The organism is Pseudovibrio sp. SCP20, from assembly GCF_057774105.1.
The window spans coordinates 628,537-650,336 of sequence record NZ_JBYMDH010000002.1 but is presented as its reverse complement, the minus strand read 5'-3'; the positions used below and the strand labels follow the sequence as shown (position 1 = coordinate 650,336).

Sequence of the window (21,800 nt, the reverse complement as noted above, 5' to 3'; positions counted from 1 at the left end):
GCCTGCCCTTTTGAGTACTTGTGAGTATATTGCATATCTGGTGGCTCTGAGACGTACTCCCGGCCTGCTCCGCTGAGAGAATACGCTAGAAAATGAAGGATTTAAGCGGTTTAGCCAATCCATATTAATGGCAAATCGCTTTGGACCACGCTCGATGAAAATTATCTGCCCTCAATGTAATACTGCCTATGAGATCCCCGCTGACAAGGTTGGAGACACTGGCCGCAAAGTTAAATGCGCCAGCTGCAACCACATCTGGCATGTCTCACGCGAGGAAGAAACAGCAGACGACTGGGCCGAAGCCCTGGGCGCGCAGAGCGAAGTACACAACAATTCAACACCCGATGACGACCGTAAGGAACCCTCCTTTTCCGAAGGTTTCGACGAAACCGATTGGGCCGGTATCGGAGAGAAAGCAGAGCGTCACGAAGCATTCTCTGAAGAAGATCTTGCCGTAAAACCCAAAGAAGACTCTTCAGATTCAAATGGTTCTAAGGATGAGGACACCAGCGAAAAGTCCGCAGCCGGTGCTAGCAATTCCTATAAAGCCTCTGAAGATCCAGCAGGTTCTGACGAGGACAAAACAGAAGACAAGAAGAAATCTGAGGGCAAATCCCAAAAGCCCAACGGAAGATCTAGAAAAAAAACTAAGTCATCCCGCAAATCAGGTGTTATAAGCGCGAAAGGCCTGCTGGGAGCGAGCCTTCTTGCTGCTTCACTCGCACTCTGTTTTGCAGCGGTGCAATACCGTGAATCTGTAGTAAGAACCTTCCCCGATTTGGCTGGTCTTTACCAGTTGGCTGGTATGACCGTAAATCTGCGTGGTCTTGTATTTAAGGATCTGAGAACCTTCCGTGAGGTTGAGGATGGCTCTGTCGTGCTTGTTGTGGAAGGCTCTGTAGAGAATATTACAAGAAGCGAGACGTACATTCCAGCGATCAAGCTGGCCTTACGCTCTCAGGATACGCAAGAGATACACTCCTGGATTGTTGAGCCAAGAGAAGATTGGCTTGCACCAGGTGATAAAACACGGTTCAGAGCTCGGTTGAATAATCCGCCAGAGCGAGCCGCCGACATTCAATTGCGCTTTGTTGAGCGCCAAAAGAAAAGAGCGAGCATTAGATGACCGGTAACCCGGAAATCCGCGTGCTGTTTGATGAAGAAGCTATTGCTGGTCGCGTAAAAGCGATCGCAGAAGCTATCGCACAGGACAACCCTCACAACCTCCTCCTCGTAGCAGTCTTGAAAGGGAGCTTCATTTTTGCAGCTGACCTTGCTCGTGCTTTGCACAGAGTAGGTTCCGTTCCGGAAATGGAATTTTTACACCTTTCAAGTTATGGAAGTGGGACGGTGTCGTCAGGAGAGATCAAAGTCCTCCGCGATATCCAAAGCGATGTAACCGGACGCGACGTCATTTTGATTGATGACATTCTCGAATCTGGTCGCACACTCAAGTTTGCACGCGACATGATCGCCGATCGTGGAGCCAAGTCTGTCCGGATAGCTGCATTCCTGGACAAACCTGGTCACAGAAAAGCCGATATCCAATCGGATTACACGGGCTTCGATTGCCCGGACAAATTCGTTGTCGGCTATGGCATGGACATGGGGCATGCATGGAGACAGTTGCCATTCATCGGCTACGTGCCGCAGGAAGGTGACGAGTAAACGAGGGGGGCTATAATGGCTCACATACTTCTGACGGAAGACGATGATGCGGTCCGCGCCTTTGTAAAACGTGCATTGGAGCTGGACGGGCACAAAGTGACCGCCGTGGAAGATGGCGCCGAAGCCGCTCTTGTGCTGCTGCAACAGCAGGGCAAGTTTGACCTTCTGCTCTCCGACATCAGAATGCCGGAGATGGACGGGATCGAACTTGCTATGCAAAGCAGCGCTCGCTATCCGGGCCTGCCAATCCTTTTGATGACCGGTTACGCAGACCAGCGTGAACGCTCTGAAGAAGTCGGCAAGTGCGTGAAGGATGTTCTGACCAAACCATTCTCATTGGTAGAAGTCAGGAAAGCCGTCACCACAGCTTTGGCAGGTGAGGAAGAAAGCTCTCCGCAATCCGCTTTTGCATAGCGTTGAAAAGCATCATCCGGTTTTCGGATAAAGAGCCCAATAAAGTTTCTGAAACGCGATCCCTCCCCCGAGCGATCGCGTTTTGTGTATCTGGGCTTAGATTTGAGGCCAAAAGCTGTACAAATCTGCGGTTTCCTGATCTTCTATCTGCATACTTTATCTCTGATTTTGGGCGAGCTTTTCCATGGAAGATGCATCAGAAAATAGTGCAGAGCCTCCAATGTTGTCCCAGGCTCTAAAAGCATTGGATGACCCGACAGCGCCGATCTCACATGCCTTGAAGCACTACGCGGCAAGCCGGATTTATCAGGCCATTGAAAGCTGTTTTGCGCATTGGGAAAACGTTCCGGACCTGTGCAACGCTAATCTCTATTTTGACTACCTCAACGCCTTGGAAGAAGCGCAGGACCGACGGGATTTCCAACTAGCAACCCAAGGCTATCTGGCCCGCTTGCAAAACGCCCACACCCTCTTCATTGATCACACACTTCAAAAGAACGCCAGCTTTGGCTTCTGGGCCCGCCCTCTGCCAGTTTCAGCAGCAGAACCTCATAATCTGGTCTGGACAGTTTACAGCACCACAAGAGCAGATCTGCACCTCGGAGATGTGATCAAAGAGGTCAACGCACTCCCTGCAGATGAGTTCTTCTTGCACTACACAAAGTTCGTCAGTGCTTCAAAACCAGAAGCGGCCACCTATAATCTCTTGCGGGGGTACAGCTTTCTCTTTCCAGATCAGCTTGATCTCACCCTTGCTGATGGCAGAAAACTGCTGGTCTCCCGCAAAGGCGCAACAAATCCGTCCCTGCACCAGAACAAGGCTAAGCTCGACACCACAGCCGAGCATCCACGCCTGATAATCGGCAGCTTCGCAAAGCCGGAGTTTGAAGAGCAGGCCTTAACCTTCCTCAAACAGCTCGACAACCACTCGCCTCTGATCCTCGACCTGCGCGGCAATGGTGGTGGAGATACACCTATGAGGCTGATGAAGAAGCTTTGCCTTGAGCCAATCCCGATCTGGCAGGAACACACACCTCAGTTCACAGCACTACAGAAAGCACAGCAAAGCTTGGCTGCATTCCAAAACGGCAAACTCTCTGCACACCACAAACAGCCCAACGCCCAAACCACGACCATGAAGCAGTTCACAAACGGTGAAACCATCCCGGTCGATCCCGAGCCCTTCCAAGGACAACTGATTGTTTTGATTGATATTGGCAGCTGCTCAGCAACCGAGGATCTGCTGATCCCGCTTAAACATTCCGGCCGCGCAACAATCATCGGTGAGGCGTCCGCAGGCTCAACCGGTCAACCCTACTTCGAGGCTCCGCTCCCGCACACTCAACTGATGGTCTCTACCAAACGAACAGCCTTCCCGGATGGCACCCAGTTCGAAGGCATTGGCATCCAGCCAGACCACCCGATCATGCCAACCGCAGAAGACATCCAGCAAGGCAACGACCCAGCACTGGCACTTGCACAGCAGCTCTTGGCTAAAACCGTCCCCGCTTAACTCAGATCGGTTGGCCGCTTCTCATAAAACTCGAGAGTATGCAGGCTCATGTCGGCGTATTCGAAGAGCATCTCGCGGGAGAAGCCACGGCGCACGAGCACGTAGAGCCCTTCAATGATCATCACGTAGAAAATCAGCAGCTTTTCGATGTCATCGGGGTCTCTCAGCTCGCTTTTCAGATCAACGAACTTCAGCCGGAAGTGCTTCACACCTTCCTGATAATACATCGCGAACTTGGCCAGCAGCTCCTCGTCAAACAACGTCATGTTGTCCAGCACGCAGAACTTATCAGCATGCCTGCTTTCGCGATGGTTTATGCAGATATCGATGAACTCATAAAGCACCGCCTCAACAGCAGCACGTAGATTGGAATGCAGGGAGATTGTGCTCTTCAGCTCAGCAAACACGCTGTTAAGCCACCACATCAGCATAGCTGCACAGAAGTCGTGCTTGGTGGTGAAATGCTCCTCCACATATGCCCGATGCGGACCGCACGCCTGATAGAAGTCCTCCATAGAGCAAGCTTCCAGCCCTTTGAGCACAAACACCCGGATGCAATCGTCCATCACGTCTTCAATGATGTGCGCCAGAACTTCAGGTTTGCATGGGTCTGTGCTCATGGAGCGAAGTATAGGAACTAAAGCAGGCACCACAATGAAGGAGCCGCCAAATGGCAAAGAAAACCAGAAGGACCAGCATCGAGGTCAATCCAGTTTTCTAAGCATTCATTAAAGCATCCGGACGCCGCCGATCAGTAGCGCTTCATAAGCCGTTCCAGATACTCCAGCTCAAGCTGCGGACGATCAGGATCAGAAAGCCGGCGACGCAGTTCTTCCAGAATACGCCGTGCCCGCTGAACCTCAATCTCATCAGGCACTTTCACCTGACTGCCAAACTCTGGCCCTTCCACACGGCGCATACGCCCCAGCGGGTCCTCGTTGAGCGGAGAGTTGGTTGCCTGTCCTCGTCCACCTGATTGTCCAGCAAGCTGCTCTGCGAGCTGCTGAGCGCCTTTGCGCAGGGATTCCAGAGCCTGGCTCTGCTCAGAAACAGCCTCTTCAGCCTGTTGAGCCCCCAGCGCCTCTCCGGCATCCTCCATGGAATTGCCTGCGCTATCCAGATCCTTGCTCGGTTTGGCGCCACTATTGGCCATCTTATCGAGCAGTTTCTGTAGGTCATCAGACAGGTTGCGCTGCTGCTGCTGCAAATCACGGAAGGCTTGCTGCGCCTCCTCATTGGTCATCTCACCGCCCGGACCACGCTTGTTCTGCTGCTCATTGCGCTGACCGGGCCGACGCTGCTGGCTGTCAGGATCAATCCGATGCGTCTCGTCCATCAGATTGCGCTGCTTCTGGATCATCTCACCAAGGTCTTCCAGCGCCTGCAACATCTCCTGCTGCTGTTGGCTTGGGGCCTGTTGCTGCTGCTGCGCGTTCTGCATGTTCTCCAGCATCTGCTGCATTTGCGCCAACAGTTCACGAGCCGCTTCCAAAGAGCCAGTTTTCGCCAGCTCTTCCATGCGTCGCAGCATATCATCCAGATCGCGAGGCGTGATCTGCTGGGAGTTCTCATCCATTGGCATCTGGCCAAGCTGCTGCGGGTTCTCGCGCATCTGTTGAGCCATGGATTTCAGGTAATCATCCAGCGCCTTGCGCAGATCACTCATCAGCTCAGCGATTTCCTGCTCCGAAGCACCCTGCTCCAAAGCCCGCCGCAGTGCTTCCTGCGCCTCACGCAAAGCCCGCTCAGCGGCAGATAAGCCTCCATCCTCAATGGTCAGCGCCACATTCCAAAGCACGTCCAGCATGTCCGTCAGCTGCTCATCCGTGTTGGCGGCAACCAACTCGGCATAAGCAAAGCGCAGCGGCAGATAAGAGCCTGCATCATCAATGAACCGCTCCGGCGCAATCATCAACATGTCCAGCGCATCCACCACCTGAGGATAGCTCTCAACATTCATCGCCAGATTGCGGCGCTGCTCCACGACAGCACGGGCCAGCGGTTTGTTGAATCGACGCTCCGGCAGCTTGATGTAAACCGGCTGCGAGCGACCTTCTTGTTCAGCCTCATCCCGGGCAACCAACACAAGCGCCACTTCAGACCCAGCCCACGGATGCGCTGTCAGATCCTGAAAAGTCTGCCCAACAGCCATCTTGGAATCTTTAGGCGGCAGGCTCAGATTGAACCGTGGCGCCTCCACGAGGGAACGTCCCTGCGCTTCATCATCCCCGCGCTGAACCTTCTCCATGATCGCTTCGGCAGAGACCACGCGATAATCATCCTGCACCAGATAGGTCAGCTTCAAACTGCCGGAAAGCTGCTCTTCAGGATCATCAAACAACCGAATGCGCGGCGGCAAGTCCGGGCGAATGGCAATCTTCCAGGAATAAGTCGGCGAGTCATCCTGCAAAATCTGCAGACGTCCGCTTGAGTTTAGCGGAAAGCGCCATTCCGTCGTTGTCAGCTCTTCAGAACCTTCACCAGCACCGGATTGCACCCGTTCCGGTTCCAAAACTTCATGACCACGAGAGGAGAAATAGATAACCGAGAAATCGCCCGTCCCCTGCGCCCGAACCAGCACCTCACTGCCACTGGCAATGGAGAGTGCATCTCGGGAATCCCTCAGCTGATTGGCATCCCCGCTCAGGAACACAGGCGCTTCACCCGTATAAGCCGGTGGTGTCACCCACGCATCGATACGCGCAGGCAGAACGCTGCCCACGCCTTGAGACTGGAACGGCGCCAACAGGCTGGACCAACGGTTCGCATCCGAAACAGAATAGCCAACCACCAGCAACATAACGGCAAAAACCCGCAGGGCGTAAGGATCTTTGGTGAAGCCGCGCGGGTTAACACCTCCAACGCGCAGGTTCTTCAGCCGCTCACGCAACCGCTTCTGGTGGGCGGACCAAAGCGCCAGTGCTTCTTCATCATCCATCCCAGTCGCCTGCTCATCTTTGTAGGAGAGCAAAGGTCGGTGCGGCAGATCACTGGCAAGCTCAACCTTGCGCAGTCCCTCCGCCTCACTGGGCATCCTGAGACGTAAAAGCGGGTAGCAACTCCAGATGAAAACAGCGAGAAACAGGATGGAAACAAAAGCAGAGCCATAAAACCCAAGCAGCTGCCACAGCCCTAAAAAGCTGACAGCCACATACAGACAGGCAACAATAAGCGGCATCTGGATGGCAGGCCAGAACCGCTCCCAAAACAAATAAAGCCGCGCTTTAAAAGCCAGCCTTTTCAATCGATAGGGTAATCTTTGAGAAAACAGGGACTGCCACAGGCCGGATGCCACGGAGCCATCGCCATAATGCTTCTTATGCTCTCGCAATTCACTTGCTGAAGCTATGGCATTCTTTAGGTTTTTATTGCCGCCATTCTCATTCTGATGGGTCACATAGGCCTCGCTAACCGCCGCCTGCTTTTTCTTTTGAGCATACGGCGATTAACGTAGATCAGCAATCTGGCAAACCTAAGGGGCTTTCAAACAGAGTTAAGCCTTTTCAACCCAGTTCGGCACAACGTCTTGATTTAGTAACTCATCGTAGCTCGGGCGCTGACGGATGATCGCAAACTTGTCGCCATCAACCAAAACTTCAGGCACCAGAAGACGCGTGTTATACGTGCCGGATTGGGTCGCACCATAGGCACCAGCAGAATAAACCGCCAGAAGATCGCCTTCCTCAAACTTCGGCATTTCGCGGTCGCGAGCCAGATAGTCACCGGTCTCACAAACAGGGCCAACAACGTCCGCTACCATCTGCTCGCCGTTCTGACGCTCTTCGCTCACCGCGCCAATGTCATGGTGTGCTTCATAAAGAGTTGGGCGGATCAGATCGTTCATCGCAGCATCCACGATGACGAAGTTCTTCGCTTCACCTTCTTTACGGTAGATCGTTTCGGTTACGAGAATACCGGCGTTTCCTGCAATCAAACGGCCAGGTTCAGTAATCAGCGTAACGCCAAGGCGCTCAATGTGTTTACGAACAATATTTGCGTACTCGGTTGGCAGCGGCGCTTCAATTCCGCCTCCGTAAGGAATGCCAAGACCACCACCCACATCAAGGTGCTCAATCTCAATGCCATCTTCCTTCAGCATGCCAATCAGCACGCCAAGGCGTTCCAAAGCATCATCGAATGGACCCAGCTCAGTGATCTGAGAACCGATATGCATGTCCATACCGGTCACTTTCAGGCCCGGCAGCTGCGCAGCTTCATTGTAAACAGCGCGTGCACGGTCCCAGGCAATGCCAAACTTGTTCGCAGCCAGACCGGTAGAAATCTTAGCATGAGTCTTTGCATCAACGTCCGGATTGATGCGCAGAGAAATCGGCGCTTCCTTGCCCATCTCAGAAGCAACTTCGGAAAGCCGCTTCAGCTCAGGCTCGGATTCCACGTTGAAACACAGGATGCCTGCATTCAGCGCAAAGCGCATTTCCTGACGGGTCTTGCCAACGCCAGAGAACACAATCTTGTTCGCAGGAATGCCCGCTTTCAGCGCCCGACGCAGTTCCCCTTCAGAAACAACGTCCGCACCAGCACCAAGCTTTGCCAGCACCGTCAGAATGGCGATATTGGAGTTCGCCTTCATTGCATAACAGGTCAGATGATCTATTCCATCAAACGCACCGTCAAAAACCTTGAAGTGACGCTCAAAGGTTGCGCGCGAATAGCAGTAAAATGGGGTTCCAACTTCCGCTGCAATTTCAGTCAGCGCAACGTCTTCAGCGTGAAGCACGCCATCCTTGAACTCAAAGTAATGCAATGTAGGTCCTCTGCGCTGGCTCTGCCCTGACGGGCTTAGCGAACCAGTCTAAAAATTGAAGTCTGGATCATCTTCGTCCGCACCGATCAGCGGATCAAGAAACAGACTTTCGTCCTTCTCATCCGGAATCTGCGGCGCAGGAGCATCATTCAGGGGTGGCGGTGCACCATCTGCAGTCGCCCGAGCTTGGCTTGGCGTTTCCAAACTGCCTTTACGCCCACAAGCGGAAACACTCAGACCGAGTGCAACAATTGTGAGGCCAATCAAAAGCTTGGAACTACGGCTTTTTGTAATGTCTTTCATGCCTTGCGAGCTCATGTTTTCTCTGCTCCAATCTGGATGATCTTACCAAACCAGAAATTCGACCTAATGACTGACTCGGACGAACCCGAGCCCACTCTAAGTTTTATTTCTGCACCGTAACAACGGTGACTGCAAGATCATCCATGGAACAGACTTACTTTTCCGTCTTCTGCTCACGCTCAAGCTGCTTCAGCCAACGGCGGGATTGCTTGCGCACATTCACCGGGCTGGTGCCGCCATAAGAGACACGGCTGCGAACAGATTTATCAACGGAAAGAACGCTGTAGACATCGTCAGTGATCTTCGGCTCAACGCTCTGCATCTCTTCCAATGTCAGGCGATGCAGGTCCACGCCCTTATCGACAGCCATCTTAACAAGTGCACCAGTCACATGGTGAGCGTCACGGAATGGCATGCCAACCACACGCACACACCAGTCAGCCAGATCAGTCGCAGTGGAGTAGCCAGAACCCGCCGCTTTCTTCAGCGTTTTCACATTCGGCTCAAGGTCACGCATCATGCCAGTCATGGCTGCCAGCGCCAGAGACAGGTTTGGCAAAGCGTCAAACGCCTGCTCTTTATCTTCCTGCATGTCCTTGGAGTAAGTCAGCGGCAGACCCTTCATCATCACGAGAAGAGAGTTCAGCGCACCATAAATACGGCCCGTTTTCGCGCGGATCAGCTCAGCTGCATCCGGGTTCTTCTTCTGTGGCATGATGGAAGAGCCGGTCGAAAACTTGTCGGAAAGCTTGATGAAACCGAACTGAGCAGAACACCAGATCACGATTTCTTCTGCCAGACGGGACAGGTGCATCGCACAGATGGAGGCATCCGCCAGCGCTTCAATCGCGAAGTCACGGTCAGAAACACCATCCAGAGAGTTTGCTGTTGGGCGGTCAAAACCCAGAGAAGCCGCAGTCATCTCACGATCGATCGGGAAGGATGTACCAGCCAGCGCCGCACAGCCCAGCGGGCTCTCGTTCATACGCGCACGAGCATCCTGCAGGCGGGAGCGGTCACGAGAGAACATTTCGACATAAGCCATCAGGTGGTGGCCGAAAGTCACCGGCTGCGCAGATTGCAGGTGTGTAAAGCCCGGCATCACAACGGCAGCGTGCTCTTCAGCCTTTTCTGCAAGCGCCTGCATCAGGTCTGTCACCTGTGCCTCAAGATCGTCCAAAGAGTCGCGTACCCAAAGACGGAAATCTGTGGCAACTTGGTCGTTACGTGAACGAGCTGTATGAAGACGGCCAGCGGTCGGGCCAATCAGTTCTGCCAGACGCGCTTCAATATTCATGTGAATGTCTTCAAGCGCACGGGAGAAGGTAAACGTGCCTTCCTCGATCTCTGACAGAATTGTGTCTAGACCCTGAGCTATCTTTTCGGCATCTTCTGCGCTAACGATGCCCTGTGCAGCCAACATGCTAACATGAGCCTTGGATCCGGCTATGTCTTGTCGGTAGAGCTTACGATCAAAATCGATGGAAGCATTGATCTCTTCCATGATTGCATCTGGCCCTTCCGCAAAACGGCCCCCCCACATGCGGTTGCTCATGTCTAGCCTCATTATGATTTGGGTTTAATATGAAGAAACTGACAGTTACCGGAAAGTTCGGCCTCGGAAAAGGGCTTATTGCAGCATTAGCTGGATTTGTCGTTGTAGGCGGAGCTGTATGGGCGCTTAATCAGCAAAAAAGTGAGGATCCACAAGCCCTCGCCTGCTCTTCTTCAATGAATACCGCAAAAAATCTCAAGGGTTTGACCACAGGCGAAGTCGCTGCTTTTCTGCCTGCTGAGAAGCCTCTGAATCTGTCTGAGCTGAAATTCAACGATGCAGACGGCAACCTCATCACCATGGCGGATCTGAAGGGCACCAAGCTGCTCAACCTCTGGGCCACATGGTGCGCCCCATGCCGCAAAGAAATGCCTCACCTGGACAAACTGCAGCGTGAAGCCGGCAGCGATGAGTTCAACGTCATCGCTGTGAACATGGACCGCGGCGAAAACAATCCAAAACCGCTGAAGTTCCTGAATGATATCGGGGTGAAGGATCTGGCCTACTTCTCAGACCACACCATGAAGACCTTCAACGACCTGCGCACCAAGGGTAAAGCCCCGGGTCTGCCAAGCACAATCATGATCGGTGAAGACGGCTGCGAAATCGGCACCATGTTCGGCCCTGCCGATTGGGCCGCTCCAGAAGCCTTCACCCTCGTCAACGCCGCACTCGCCGGACAAAAAGAACACAAAACCGCTCAAGCGAATTAAAAAACAGAAGAGCCTGCCTCAAACTCTCTGAAGCAGGCTCTACCGCATATCGCCGAAAGGCAGACATCACTCTTCGATTAGAGTTTCTAACTCACGTTTGTCGTATCAGTCGCACACACCCGCAACCGATGCCCATCAGGATCGGTTGCCACAAACGTGTAGCCAAAATCCAGATCAGTGGGCTCCAGAACGATCGGAATACCCTTTTCTTTCCAGAGACTGTAAACCTGATCCACCTCTTCCCGGCTCACATCACTCAGCGAAAGCTCAAACCCTCCAAAGGATGGTTGAGGTTTCGGATCAATCCCTTGCGCGGATTGCAACCCAAGAGTGACATCGTCCCCCAAAGAGAACAGAGAAAACTCCTGAAACCTCTCAATCGGGCCACTTTGCAGAACGTCCGTATAAAACTCGGTACTTTTCTCAACGTCATCGACATAGAGAATAACGCTATTGGGCTTAAACATGCTCACACCCCGTTCTCTTGAAAATCAAAGAACCAAACAGATTGCTGCAACCTCAGAATAGCCTTTGCACCGAGCAATATCTTTGATCTTACCCCTTACCCGGCACCGGACGATCTCTCATCCGCATCAAGCCTTCCTGAACGGCAGAAGCCACCAGAACACCATCCCGCGTATAAAGGCTGCCACGGCTGAAACCACGGCCACCAGCTGAGCGCGGGCTGTCCTGCGTGTAAAGCAGCCACTCATCAAAGCGGAAGTCGCTGTGGAACCACATAGCGTGATCCAAACTCGCCACCTGCAGGTTTGGCACAAACACGTTGATGCCATGCGGGAACAGCGCCGTATCCAACAGTGTCATATCCGAAGCATACGCCAGCACGCACTGGTGAATACGCGGATCATCCGGCAGCCTGGAGGCCGCACGCACCCACACATGCTGTATCGGTTCCTGCTTCTTGCGAGAGAAATACTGCCCCAGGTCCAGCGGACGCAACTCAATCGGGCGCTCCCGCTTCCAGTACTTCTGCACCGGCTCCGGCGCCTTTGAGATCAGCTCATCGGAGATTTCAGAGATCGGCATCAGGTCTTCCGGCATCGGCACATCCGGCATCTCAATCTGATGCTCCATGCCCGTCTCAACGCGCTGGAAGGAAGCGGACATGGAGAAGATCGCATGACCATGCTGGATCGCCACAACGCGCCGCGTGGTAAAACTACCACCATCGCGAATACGGTCCACCTCATAGATGATTGGCACCTTCGGATCGCCCGGACGCAGAAAATACCCGTGCAGCGAGTTCGCCTGCCGCTCTGCGCCAACCGTACGGGAGGCTGCAACGAGGGCCTGACCAATCACCTGTCCACCAAAAACACGCTGCCAGCCGCTTTGTGGACTTGTCCCGCGAAACAGATTTTCCTCTAATTTCTCCAGATCCAAAAGGTCCAGTAGATTTTCAACAGCCTTCGTCATTGCAGACAAACCTATTTTTGTAGTGATTTCGATTGCATGTGAGTAGTGTGGCGCTATATCGATAGTGTCAACGATCAATTGGGCTAACCTAATGGTTATCGGGCAAACGATTACAGGAAACAGTTCTATGAGCAAGAAGCAAACCGCCACTGAAGAGCTTTATGACGTCACCATTGGCGGCGGCGGTTATGTTGGCCTCTCGCTTGCGCTCGCTTTGAAGCAGTCAGAACCTTCCATGAAAGTCACCCTCGTCGACCTGCGTCCACGTTCAGCGATTGAGAACGACCCACGCTCCTCCGCCATCGCGGCAGGCGCCGTTCGTATGCTCGATCAGCTAGGCATCTGGTACCAGCTTGAAGACGAAGCCCAGCCAATCACCGAAATGATCGTCACAGACAGCAAGCTGCACGACAGCGTGCGCCCTGTGTTCCTGACCTTTGCAGGCGATGTTGATGAAGGCGAACCATTCGCTCACATGGTGCAGAACAACCACATGGTCGGCGCATTGCATGATGCAGCCACAGATGCTGGTGTTCACATCTTCGCGCCAGACAGCGTCAAAGACTTCGCCGTTGAACCTGCCCACGTCAACATCACGCTCGGCAGCGGCAAAACCATCCAGTCCCGCCTCATCGTGGCTGCTGATGGTGTGCGCTCCAAACTCCGCGACCTGGCAGGCATCCACTGCAACCGCTGGAGCTACAATCAGAGCGGCATCGTCACCACCGTGGCGCATGAACGCCCACACAATGGCCGTGCGGAAGAACACTTCCTGCCATCCGGCCCATTCGCAATCCTGCCACTGAAGGGCAACCGCTCTTCCATCGTCTGGACCGAAAAAACCAACGAAGCCAATCGTCTGGTCAATGGCGATGAGTTCACCTTCGAGATCGAGCTGGAACGCCGCTTCGGTCATCATTTGGGTGAAATCAAACTGGACGGCCCACGTCAGGCCTTCCCGCTCAACCTCGTGCTGGCCCGCTCTTTCGTCACCAACCGCTTCGCGCTGGCAGGCGACGCTGCCCACGGCATCCACCCGATCGCAGGCCAAGGTCTCAACTTCGGCTTCAAGGACGTTGCAGCGCTGTCAGAAGTGCTTGTAGACGCCCACCGCCTCGGTCTCGATATCGGTGCAGCACACATTTTGGAACGCTACCAGAGCTGGCGCCGCTTTGATACTTGGCAGATGGGCATGACCACCGATGTGCTGAACCGCCTGTTCTCCAACAACATTGACCCGGTCCGCGCTGTCCGCGATCTCGGCCTCGGTCTTGTTGAACGTATGCCGTTTCTGAAAAAGCACTTCATCGGCGAAGCAGCTGGCATGGCCGGCCCTTCCCCAAAACTGCTTCTCGGCAATCCGCTTTAATCCTGCTCTAGGTCATACACGTGAAAGACAAACGCTCCATCCTCATCACCGGATGTTCCACCGGCATTGGTCACAAAGCCGCGCACATTTTGAGAGACAGAGGATGGCAGGTCTTTCCCACCTGTCGCAAACCAGAGGACGCAGAACGCCTGCGTTCAGAAGGCTTTGACGCCTTCCATCTGGATTATTGCGATACCGAATCTATTCAGTCCACCGTTGAGTCAGTTCTTGAAATCACAGGCGGCCGCCTGGATGCCCTCTTCAACAACGGCGCCTACGGCCTTCCCGGTGCCGTTGAGGATCTTCCAACAGACGCCCTGCGCCGTCAGTTTGAAACCAACTTCTTCGGCTGGCACGAGCTGACACGTCTTGTCATCCCAGTCATGCGCAAACAAGGCCATGGCCGCATCGTGCAGTGTTCTTCCATCCTTGGCCTCGTCGCCATGGACTACCGCGGCGCCTACAACGCCACCAAGTTCGCTCTGGAAGGCTATACCGACACTCTGCGGCTGGAACTGCATGGCTCAGGCATACAGGTTTCCTTGATCGAACCGGGTCCGATTCAATCCGAGTTCTCCAAAACCGCCGTCAAAATGTTCTTCAAGGAGATCGGCGAGGACGCCAAAAACGCCTCTCATTTCCGTGAAAGCTACAACCGCCGCCTCACCATGCTCGCCAAAGGCGGCACCACAAAATTCAAGCTTCAACCCGATGCCGTAGTCAAAAAACTCACCCACGCCATCGAAGCCCCAAAGGCAAACGCCCGCTACTACGTCACCACCCCAACCTACATAATGGGCTTCCTCCGCCGCCTCCTGCCAACATCACTGGTAGACACAATCCTGAGAAGCTCGGCAAAGTCGGAGGAGTGAAATGTTCGAAGTGAAAGCTCACTAAGTAGCGGCAAAAACTCTTCGTATAAACAATCACATCAATCATCATGAAATTATAATTTTTGACAGAACGGGATAACCAACTCAATCCAGTTTAAGACTATATTCTTGCTTTAGCTTATTTTAAGATCAAAACTTATCAACTCGCAAATATCTGTATTTCTATCGAAATATTTCTTATTATCTTTGATTATATGAGGCGTTCGTGAGCCAAAATTTATCTGAAGAAATTCAGCCCCTTATAGAAATTTGGCAGCAAAACCCAAACTCTGTCGGAAGCCTCAGGGCTGTATTAATTCTGCTCGAGCAATCACCCGATAGCGGTATCATAATCGAAACACTTGGCAGCATCGACACAGATCAAGTCCTGGATCAAGCAATTCGAGAAAAAGCTGCAACCCTTCTTCGTGAAGCAGGCTCGCCCGAACTTGGAGAGAAATGGGAACCTCCACTTGCGAAAGTACCCGCAACAAATGTCATCCCACTGAACTCTCAAGACGAAATACAGCAGCTTTCTCCAAAAGGTATTACATTCAACGATGTCGGAGGCCTTGAAGACGTAAAGAAGCAGGTGCGCCGAAAAATCATCAATCCTTTTCAGAATAAAAGAGCTTTGTTCTCTCGCTTTAAACGGAAAGCGGGTGGAGGCGTCCTAATGTACGGCCCTCCAGGCTGCGGAAAAACTATGCTTGCAAGAGCGTTAGCTAGTGAATGCAACGCGCAATTCGTCAATGTAAATGCAGCCGATATTTTGGATCAGTTTGTTGGGAATGCGGAGAAGCGCATAAAGCAGCTTTTCGAAGATGCAAGAAACAATAGGCCCGTTGTTTTGTTCTTTGACGAAGTGGAGGCATTGGCTCAAAAACGGCAGTTTGAAAGTAGCGCTAAAGTCAACACGACAGTTTCTGCATTACTAACAGAAATGGATGGTTTTCAGGAAGATAACGAAGGCGTACTGTTCCTTGGTGCTACCAATGTGCCGTGGTCTTTAGATTCAGCTTTCCGACGTCCTGGACGTTTTGATCGCACGATCTTTGTACCGCCACCAGACCGCGTTGCCCGAAAATTCATTCTCGCTCGCTTACTTGAAGATCGGCCAGTCGAGAAGAACTTAGACACAAAGCCGATCATCGAAAATAGTTCGGGCTTTTCAGGAGCTGATCTGTCAGCACTCGTTGATACGGCAATTGATATCGCTATCGAAGAGAGTTCCTCCTCTGAAGACCTAAGGCCACTCTCGAACGAACATTTCAAAGAAGCTTTTTATGAGGTCAAGTCGACTGTTGGTGAATGGCTTGGGCAAGCACGTAGCTTCGCAAAATACGCTAACGAAAATGGCATGTATGACGATCTAGCTAGTTTCTTGAAAAAATATGCGAGGTAAAGATGGCCGCATCACTCAACACAGCCAAAGCCTTACTGGATGCAGGAAACTTCGATAGCGCACGCCAAATAGCAGAGGAGTTGCTTGAAGAGCTCCCGTCATTTTCGCCATTCTGGAGCTTTCGCATTCAGATTGAGATGCAAGCTGAAAACTACAAAGCAGCTCTCAAAATCACTCATGAAGCTCTGGCAATTTTGCCTGACGATTATGATATCCGTGAGTGCGAGTTCTGGGCATTATTACGTCTAAAGAAGAAAAAAGAGGCAGCTAAAGTCTACCAAGACTACAAGCGCGATTTTCCGCATTTAGAAAACCATCACAAAGCCATGTCATTTGCGCTAAACGCTATTAAGGGAAAAGCGTCTGAAGCGCGTAAATCACTTAACAAACTAATAGGAGAGCCAAAGACTCCACTACTGAAAAGAAATTTCGGAATTGCATTATACAAAGTTGATGATGCATTCCGCGCTCAGTCTCTGATGGAACAAGCTCAACCTGACCTTCCGGATGATGTAGAACTAAACACCGCACTTGCAATCAATAGTTTTCTCCTCGTTCGTCCTTCAAAATGTCGGAAGTATGCAAGCCAAGCCTTTGCACTAAGTTTCAACAAAGCACACCTGCGTTTTGTTTACTGGGCAAGTTTCCTTCTGTATCTGCCTCCTGTTTTTTTTATGGTAGGAGTGTTCCTGGTTTTTTCAGTTATACGAGCTTACAGCGCTGCAAGTTTCGCAATGCTGTTTTTAATTGTTACTATGTTTTATGCGGCAGACATCATTCAAATTTGGTCTCAGTTGATCTCCAGAGCGACAGGCCTTCAGTTTTTGGATAATACAACTGCATGGTACGTCTTAGCATCTGCAATCACTATCGTTGCAGCATCTCCTAAGATTTTAACTTCTCTTTTTCCGAGCCAAAAAGCTATTAAACTCAAAAACTATTGAGGTGGGCATCATGTCATCTGAGAAAGACTCTGGATTTTTTCTACGAGAAAACCTGCTTGGCATCACACCCTGGATTGCCTTCTTTGGTGCTCTAATGCTTCTTGGCCGTTTCTACGACACTCTTCCAACCAGCTTCGACAAAACGCTAACGGGTCTGGAACCTCGTTCTGTTTATTTACAAATGAAAGGTAACAACGCATGTGTTGGCGATGTTGTCTTTTTCAGATCCTTGGAGAAAAAGGCTTTTTACGTTCGTCAAGTTAGCGCAAGCTCAGGGGATATTTTTCATATCACTCCGACGTCTTACGCAATTAACGAGCAGTCATTTACTCACAGTCCTAAATGGCAAGAAGCAGCACTCAAACAATCAAACGGTAAAACAGACATTACCATTCCCGAAGAGCATTATTTGATTGTGAACAGGGATTTTGGAGCGGATTGGGCCAAAAATGATTGGGCATACGAAATCATTCCTCAAGCCCAGATCAGAAAACGTGTCACTCACATCATCTTTACTCCTGATCTCTCACGCGTTGGCGAGAAAATCAGTAATGATTGTTCAGCCTAGCAAACTTTTACGTCCTCTATAGCCGCACGCGTTAAGGCGCATGTAATCTGTGGTCTCTCAAGCCCTAATGCCGCCTTTAGTCATTTCCCCAGTCAGCTCAGCAATCTTGGCGCGGGCGCGTAGGTAACTTACACCAAATTTCTCGAAGGAATCTCCCTCAATCTGGAATCCGAGGCGTTGGTAGAATGAAGCAGCGTCTTTTCTTGCGTCGCACCAGATGGAATCTGCCTTTTGCAATTCAGGTTGGCTTGCTGCGAAACGGATGAGGTTACTTCCGATGCCGCACCCTTGTTTTTCTGGCAGAACAGCCAGCTTTCGCAGTCTCACGGACGGGAGATCGAAGAAGAAAGACCCGACACCAATCAGGTTCTCCTCTTCAAAGGCGCCGATATGAAGAGCCTGGTGATCTTCCGGCACCATAACGCGCTCAATCGGCGAATCCGGCCAAAGTACCTGCTGACGAAGCTTATAGGTGAGCTTTGCAGGGATACCTCGGAACCTAATCTCCATCGCTCGCATCTCATCCCCCTCACCGCTTAATCAGAGACCGGCTCATAAACAGGCTCAGCACAAGAGCGGGAAGCATCAGCATGAAGCCGCCCTGAATGCCAAGGTGATCAGCCGCATAACCGATGACGAGCGGACCAACAAGAAAGCCTCCAAGCGCGATCTGAGTCATCAGGCCCACATTGGCCGCAGCAGAACGGCCCGGCTTTTCAGCAGCAGCCGTCACAGCCAGAGGGAACCCGCCGGAAACGCCAAGACCAACCAGACCAAAACCAAGCAGAGACACAGCGTAGTTTGGTGAGAGCACCAGAATACCAACACCAATGAGCGCGAGAACAACAATACCTGCGGCGGCGACCTGAACCTCAACACGGGACCGCAACCAGTCACCCGTCAGACGGCCAAAGGTCAGCATCATCGCAAAGGTGCTGTAGGCAATACCGGCGTATCCGGCGGAAAGATCAAACAGATCAGTCACATAAATCGCAGACCAATCTGCAATCGCGCCTTCAGTCATGGTGATGCCAAACGCAAAGAAGCACACGGCGACCAGCGCACCACTTGGCATCTGAAAGCCCTCCTCAGACTTCTCAGCAACATCAGGCTCGCGCCCTTCTGTTAGGCTGTAGGAAGTAAACAGCGCTGGCAACAACGCCATCCCACTCACCATCAGGATGCTCTCAGACGGCCCATAACCAACCCAGGAGAATCCGGAGCTGATCAGACTGCCCACCAACACGCCCAGGCTCCACAAGCCATGACAGCCAGACATAATCAGCTGCCCACTCTTCCGCTCCGTCTTATCCGCAATCACATTCATGCAGAGCTCAACAAACGCCAGCGAACTGCCAACAACCGCCAGATAAACAAACAGCTCCAGAATGGAACCCGCATAAGTCGGTAGCGGCATCAGGCAGATGAACGCAAACAAGCCGATGATCAAAAGCTGACGCGCACCAAACTTCTCGGTCAACCGACCAGCAAACATAAGCATGATCAGCAGGCCCACCGGCATACCAACAAGAGCCAGCGCAAACTCCCCTTCACTCACCTGAAGTCTTTGCTGAATTTCTGCGATACGTGGAAACCAGGCGCCAAGCGCTATAGGTTGAAGAAAGAAGACGCCGCGAATAAGATTCACATCGCGCGCACCGAGCACTGCTTGTTGTGTCATGGGGAAAGCTTTGAAGAGAGAGAAACGACTAATATAAATATCTAGCGTGATATTTTAGAAAAATGCAAGCTGTGTAGAGCACCTAATACATCGTTATGCTGCCCGCTGACGTAACAACGCAAACCAACGCGGAAATAAGCGTAAAAAACGCAATTTCGCACAAAACCTTTCAAAAGGAATGTCCGTGCCCTTAAGCGACACCACAAAAGCCAAGTTAAAGAACAGAGTTGTCTGGAGTCGTCTCGTTGGATGGGGACTTTTGTGTTACGCCACAGCAGCTTACGGCGGCATTGTCACCGCACCGGCCATTCCGGAGTGGTATGCCTCCCTCACCAAGCCATCCTTCAATCCGCCAGACTGGCTTTTCGCACCGGTTTGGTCTGTTCTTTACACACTTCTTGCCATCAGCATCTGGCTGGCCACTGAGTTTCAACAGACTGGTACCAATGATGCAGCCGGGAGACCGGCAAAAACGAGCCTTCAGATCACTTTCGTTATTCTGTTGTTTTTAAACGGAATTTGGTCCTGGGCGTTCTTTGGGCAGCAAAACCCCACTTTAGGTCTCGTTGTCCTTATCATCTTGCTCGCGCTAAGTTTTTTCACTTTCCGCCTGTTTTATAGAGCGCAAATCTTTGCAGCATGGCTATATCTGCCCTATCTCCTTTGGGTTAGCTTTGCAGCCATCCTTAATGTCTCTATTGTGGTTCTGAATTAATCCGACGCCTCAACAGAGGTGTTCAATGATTGGAGATTTTAATGAGCGGTATTGTTGCCACTCTGGTTCCTATTGCCCTTCTCGCCGTCGCTCTGGTCCTCGCTCTCGGCCTTTGGAACATGATGCGCGGCGGAGATCCTAATCGCTCGCAAAAGCTGATGAGATATCGCGTTCTGTTGCAGTTCGCAGCTATCATATTGATTATGCTCTCTGTTTATCTGGCAAGCACATCCTGATTTTTTTGGTTTGAAACGGTAGAAAATGGTCACCCTCAATAAGATCTATACAAAAACTGGCGATGACGGCACCACTGCTCTGGGCAGCGGCGAGCGCAGACAAAAGCATGACCTGCGCATCGAAGCCTATGGAACCGTTGACGAAACCAACTCTATTGTCGGCATTGTTCGCCTGCATGCATCTAAAGAAATGCCCGTACTGGACGAACTGCTTGGCCGCATTCAGAACGACCTGTTCGATCTCGGCGCCGATCTGGCAACCCCGGATACCGGCGAAGACCTCGGATACGAGCCGCTGCGCATTACAGAAAATCAGGTCAGCGCTCTGGAAGACGCGATTGACCAGATGAATGTTGAGCTTACCCCATTGAAATCATTCGTCTTACCGGGTGGAACACCACTGGCGACGTACTTGCATCAGGCCAGAACAGTGTCTCGCCGTGCAGAGCGCCTCGTTGCCGCACTCTACCAAAAAGAGAAGGTCAACAAGCAAGCCCTGCAATACCTCAACCGCCTCTCTGACCTCTTCTTTGTTGCGTCTCGCTACGCAAATCTGAAGGGTGAAGGCGATGTTTTGTGGGTGGCAGGCAAAAACAGATAGCGATTTTTTGATTAAGAAATCGACCAAAGGTGCTTGACGAATAGGTAAACTATCAACACTTATGGACAACTATCTTCACCTTAAGGCCACTAGGCCTTATACATTGGTTGAAACCCAATACCTATTTACCCTAGGCGATCGTTGACAGCCCCAAAATAGCTCATTACGGTCGCCGCAATTGCAATGCAATATGCATTCCCTTTTGGCTCTGGTAGCCCGGCGGAAAGAGTGTCTGAACAACTAGGTTACGACGCAAACTCCCCTGTTTTTCTAGTGGAGGTTCTAGGAACATGAAAATTCTCGTGCCCGTAAAACGGGTCGTTGACTATAACGTAAAAGTTCGCGTGAAGGCGGACGGCTCTGGCGTTGAACTGGCAAACGTCAAAATGTCCATGAACCCATTCGACGAAATCGCCGTTGAAGAGGCACTCCGACTAAAAGAAGCCGGCAAAGCAACTGAGATCATTGTTGTTTCCATCGGCCCTAAGCAGGCAACTGAAACCATCCGCACCGGCCTCGCAATGGGCGCCGACCGCGGTATTCTGGTTCAGACCGACGACACCGTTGAGCCGCTTGCTGTTGCAAAAGTTCTCAAAGGCATCGTTGAGGAAGAAGAGCCAGGTCTCGTCATCCTTGGCAAGCAGGCCATCGATGATGACTGCAACCAGACTGGTCAGATGCTTGCTGCACTTCTGGGCTGGGCACAGGGCACCTTTGCATCCAAGGTTGACCTCGGCGACAACACTGTAGACGTCACCCGCGAAATCGATGGCGGCCTGCAGACTGTTAAGCTGAACATGCCAGCTATTGTTACCACCGATCTGCGTCTGAACGAGCCTCGCTACGCTTCTCTGCCAAACATCATGAAGGCAAAGAAGAAGCCAATTGCTGAGAAAACTCTCGCTGACTTCGGTGTAGACGCAACCCCTCGCCTTAAGGTTCTGAATACTGCTGAACCTGAAGCACGTAAGGCAGGTGTCAAAGTAGGTTCCGTTGAAGAGCTGGTCGACAAGCTCAAAAACGAAGCTGGCGTTCTCTAAG

General features: G+C 51.9%; 23 protein-coding genes. 14 read left to right on the top strand and 9 right to left on the bottom strand.

The features are described 5' to 3' along the window. The first annotated feature begins 154 nt into the window (after positions 1–154). The 4 genes from AC3CB2_RS11430 to AC3CB2_RS11415 all read left to right on the top strand — a co-directional run bounded on the left by AC3CB2_RS11430 (position 155) and on the right by AC3CB2_RS11415 (position 3,595). A complete protein-coding gene (locus AC3CB2_RS11430; protein WP_352932132.1) occupies positions 155–1,126 on the top strand; it encodes a zinc-ribbon domain-containing protein in 972 nt (323 codons plus the stop codon). After that, positions 1,123–1,668: a hypoxanthine phosphoribosyltransferase gene (gene hpt / locus AC3CB2_RS11425; protein ID WP_008550534.1), complete on the top strand. Its 546-nt coding sequence runs from the start codon at positions 1,123–1,125 to the stop codon at positions 1,666–1,668. Before AC3CB2_RS11430 ends, hpt begins: the two co-directional genes overlap by 4 nt. A 15-nt stretch (positions 1,669–1,683) precedes the next feature. Next, on the top strand, positions 1,684–2,082 hold the full coding sequence (locus tag AC3CB2_RS11420; RefSeq protein WP_008550372.1) for a response regulator: 399 nt from the start codon (positions 1,684–1,686) through the stop codon (positions 2,080–2,082). Positions 2,083–2,266: 184 nt separating this feature from the next. Then, positions 2,267–3,595, top strand: a complete 1,329-nt coding sequence (locus tag AC3CB2_RS11415) for a S41 family peptidase (protein WP_352932136.1) — start codon at positions 2,267–2,269, stop codon at positions 3,593–3,595. On the opposite strand, the gene AC3CB2_RS11410 is transcribed toward AC3CB2_RS11415, so the two are convergent. The 5 genes from AC3CB2_RS11410 to argH all read right to left on the bottom strand — a co-directional run bounded on the left by AC3CB2_RS11410 (position 3,592) and on the right by argH (position 10,218). Next, positions 3,592–4,215: a TetR/AcrR family transcriptional regulator gene (locus tag AC3CB2_RS11410; RefSeq protein WP_051125857.1), complete on the bottom strand. Its 624-nt coding sequence runs from the start codon at positions 4,213–4,215 to the stop codon at positions 3,592–3,594. The genes AC3CB2_RS11415 and AC3CB2_RS11410 overlap by 4 nt on opposite strands. A 131-nt stretch (positions 4,216–4,346) precedes the next feature. Beyond that, positions 4,347–6,992, bottom strand: a complete 2,646-nt coding sequence (locus tag AC3CB2_RS11405; RefSeq protein WP_352932138.1) for a TIGR02302 family protein — start codon at positions 6,990–6,992, stop codon at positions 4,347–4,349. Between the two features lie 96 nt (positions 6,993–7,088). Continuing rightward, positions 7,089–8,360, bottom strand: coding sequence for a diaminopimelate decarboxylase (gene lysA / locus AC3CB2_RS11400; protein ID WP_352932140.1), 1,272 nt, complete (start codon positions 8,358–8,360; stop codon positions 7,089–7,091). A gap of 48 nt (positions 8,361–8,408) precedes the next feature. Next, the gene (gene lptM, locus AC3CB2_RS11395) at positions 8,409–8,678 is read right to left on the bottom strand and encodes an LPS translocon maturation chaperone LptM (protein WP_008550189.1); all 270 of its coding nucleotides are present in this window, start codon (positions 8,676–8,678) and stop codon (positions 8,409–8,411) included. Between the two features lie 139 nt (positions 8,679–8,817). Continuing rightward, positions 8,818–10,218 carry an argininosuccinate lyase gene (argH, locus tag AC3CB2_RS11390; RefSeq protein ID WP_063286190.1) on the bottom strand — a complete coding sequence of 467 codons (1,401 nt, stop codon included), beginning with the start codon at positions 10,216–10,218 and terminating at the stop codon, positions 8,818–8,820. A 29-nt stretch (positions 10,219–10,247) separates the two neighbouring features. On the opposite strand from argH, the gene tlpA reads away from it, so the two are divergent. Then, positions 10,248–10,931 (top strand): thiol:disulfide interchange protein TlpA, encoded by a 684-nt coding sequence (gene tlpA, locus AC3CB2_RS11385; protein ID WP_352932143.1) that lies wholly within the window; start codon positions 10,248–10,250, stop codon positions 10,929–10,931. Between the two features lie 86 nt (positions 10,932–11,017). On the opposite strand, the gene AC3CB2_RS11380 is transcribed toward tlpA, so the two are convergent. Both AC3CB2_RS11380 and tesB read right to left on the bottom strand, forming a co-directional pair. Further along, positions 11,018–11,398 carry a VOC family protein gene (locus AC3CB2_RS11380; protein ID WP_352932146.1) on the bottom strand — a complete coding sequence of 127 codons (381 nt, stop codon included), beginning with the start codon at positions 11,396–11,398 and terminating at the stop codon, positions 11,018–11,020. Between the two features lie 88 nt (positions 11,399–11,486). Beyond that, entirely contained in the window at positions 11,487–12,368 is an 882-nt protein-coding gene (gene tesB, locus AC3CB2_RS11375; protein WP_352932148.1) for an acyl-CoA thioesterase II, read from the bottom strand. Between the two features lie 127 nt (positions 12,369–12,495). Here tesB and AC3CB2_RS11370 point away from each other — a divergent pair, with 127 nt between their 5' ends. The 5 genes from AC3CB2_RS11370 to AC3CB2_RS11350 all read left to right on the top strand — a co-directional run bounded on the left by AC3CB2_RS11370 (position 12,496) and on the right by AC3CB2_RS11350 (position 17,526). Further along, positions 12,496–13,737, top strand: coding sequence for a ubiquinone biosynthesis hydroxylase (locus tag AC3CB2_RS11370; RefSeq protein WP_352932150.1), 1,242 nt, complete (start codon positions 12,496–12,498; stop codon positions 13,735–13,737). A 20-nt stretch (positions 13,738–13,757) separates the two neighbouring features. Then, positions 13,758–14,609, top strand: coding sequence for an SDR family oxidoreductase (locus tag AC3CB2_RS11365; protein WP_352932153.1), 852 nt, complete (start codon positions 13,758–13,760; stop codon positions 14,607–14,609). Between the two features lie 226 nt (positions 14,610–14,835). Beyond that, a complete protein-coding gene (locus AC3CB2_RS11360) occupies positions 14,836–16,014 on the top strand; it encodes an ATP-binding protein (protein WP_352932155.1) in 1,179 nt (392 codons plus the stop codon). A 2-nt stretch (positions 16,015–16,016) separates the two neighbouring features. After that, positions 16,017–16,958, top strand: a complete 942-nt coding sequence (locus AC3CB2_RS11355; protein ID WP_352932156.1) for a tetratricopeptide repeat protein — start codon at positions 16,017–16,019, stop codon at positions 16,956–16,958. A gap of 10 nt (positions 16,959–16,968) precedes the next feature. Next, positions 16,969–17,526 (top strand): hypothetical protein, encoded by a 558-nt coding sequence (locus AC3CB2_RS11350; RefSeq protein ID WP_352932158.1) that lies wholly within the window; start codon positions 16,969–16,971, stop codon positions 17,524–17,526. 57 nt (positions 17,527–17,583) lie between these two features. On the opposite strand, the gene AC3CB2_RS11345 is transcribed toward AC3CB2_RS11350, so the two are convergent. Both AC3CB2_RS11345 and AC3CB2_RS11340 read right to left on the bottom strand, forming a co-directional pair. After that, positions 17,584–18,045: a GNAT family N-acetyltransferase gene (locus AC3CB2_RS11345; RefSeq protein WP_352932160.1), complete on the bottom strand. Its 462-nt coding sequence runs from the start codon at positions 18,043–18,045 to the stop codon at positions 17,584–17,586. A gap of 10 nt (positions 18,046–18,055) precedes the next feature. Beyond that, positions 18,056–19,207, bottom strand: a complete 1,152-nt coding sequence (locus AC3CB2_RS11340; RefSeq protein ID WP_352932162.1) for an MFS transporter — start codon at positions 19,205–19,207, stop codon at positions 18,056–18,058. 259 nt (positions 19,208–19,466) lie between these two features. Between AC3CB2_RS11340 and AC3CB2_RS11335 the strand changes: the two genes are divergently transcribed. The 4 genes from AC3CB2_RS11335 (at position 19,467) to AC3CB2_RS11320 (ending at position 21,799) form a co-directional block, all read left to right on the top strand. Beyond that, the gene (locus AC3CB2_RS11335; RefSeq protein ID WP_352932164.1) at positions 19,467–19,922 is read left to right on the top strand and encodes a TspO/MBR family protein; all 456 of its coding nucleotides are present in this window, start codon (positions 19,467–19,469) and stop codon (positions 19,920–19,922) included. Positions 19,923–19,963: 41 nt separating this feature from the next. Next, positions 19,964–20,158 (top strand): twin transmembrane helix small protein, encoded by a 195-nt coding sequence (locus tag AC3CB2_RS11330; RefSeq protein WP_014283219.1) that lies wholly within the window; start codon positions 19,964–19,966, stop codon positions 20,156–20,158. Positions 20,159–20,183: 25 nt separating this feature from the next. Continuing rightward, positions 20,184–20,759 carry a cob(I)yrinic acid a,c-diamide adenosyltransferase gene (locus tag AC3CB2_RS11325; RefSeq protein WP_014283220.1) on the top strand — a complete coding sequence of 192 codons (576 nt, stop codon included), beginning with the start codon at positions 20,184–20,186 and terminating at the stop codon, positions 20,757–20,759. Between the two features lie 290 nt (positions 20,760–21,049). Next, positions 21,050–21,799 carry an electron transfer flavoprotein subunit beta/FixA family protein gene (locus tag AC3CB2_RS11320; RefSeq protein ID WP_008550195.1) on the top strand — a complete coding sequence of 250 codons (750 nt, stop codon included), beginning with the start codon at positions 21,050–21,052 and terminating at the stop codon, positions 21,797–21,799. Position 21,800: the final 1 nt, after the last annotated feature.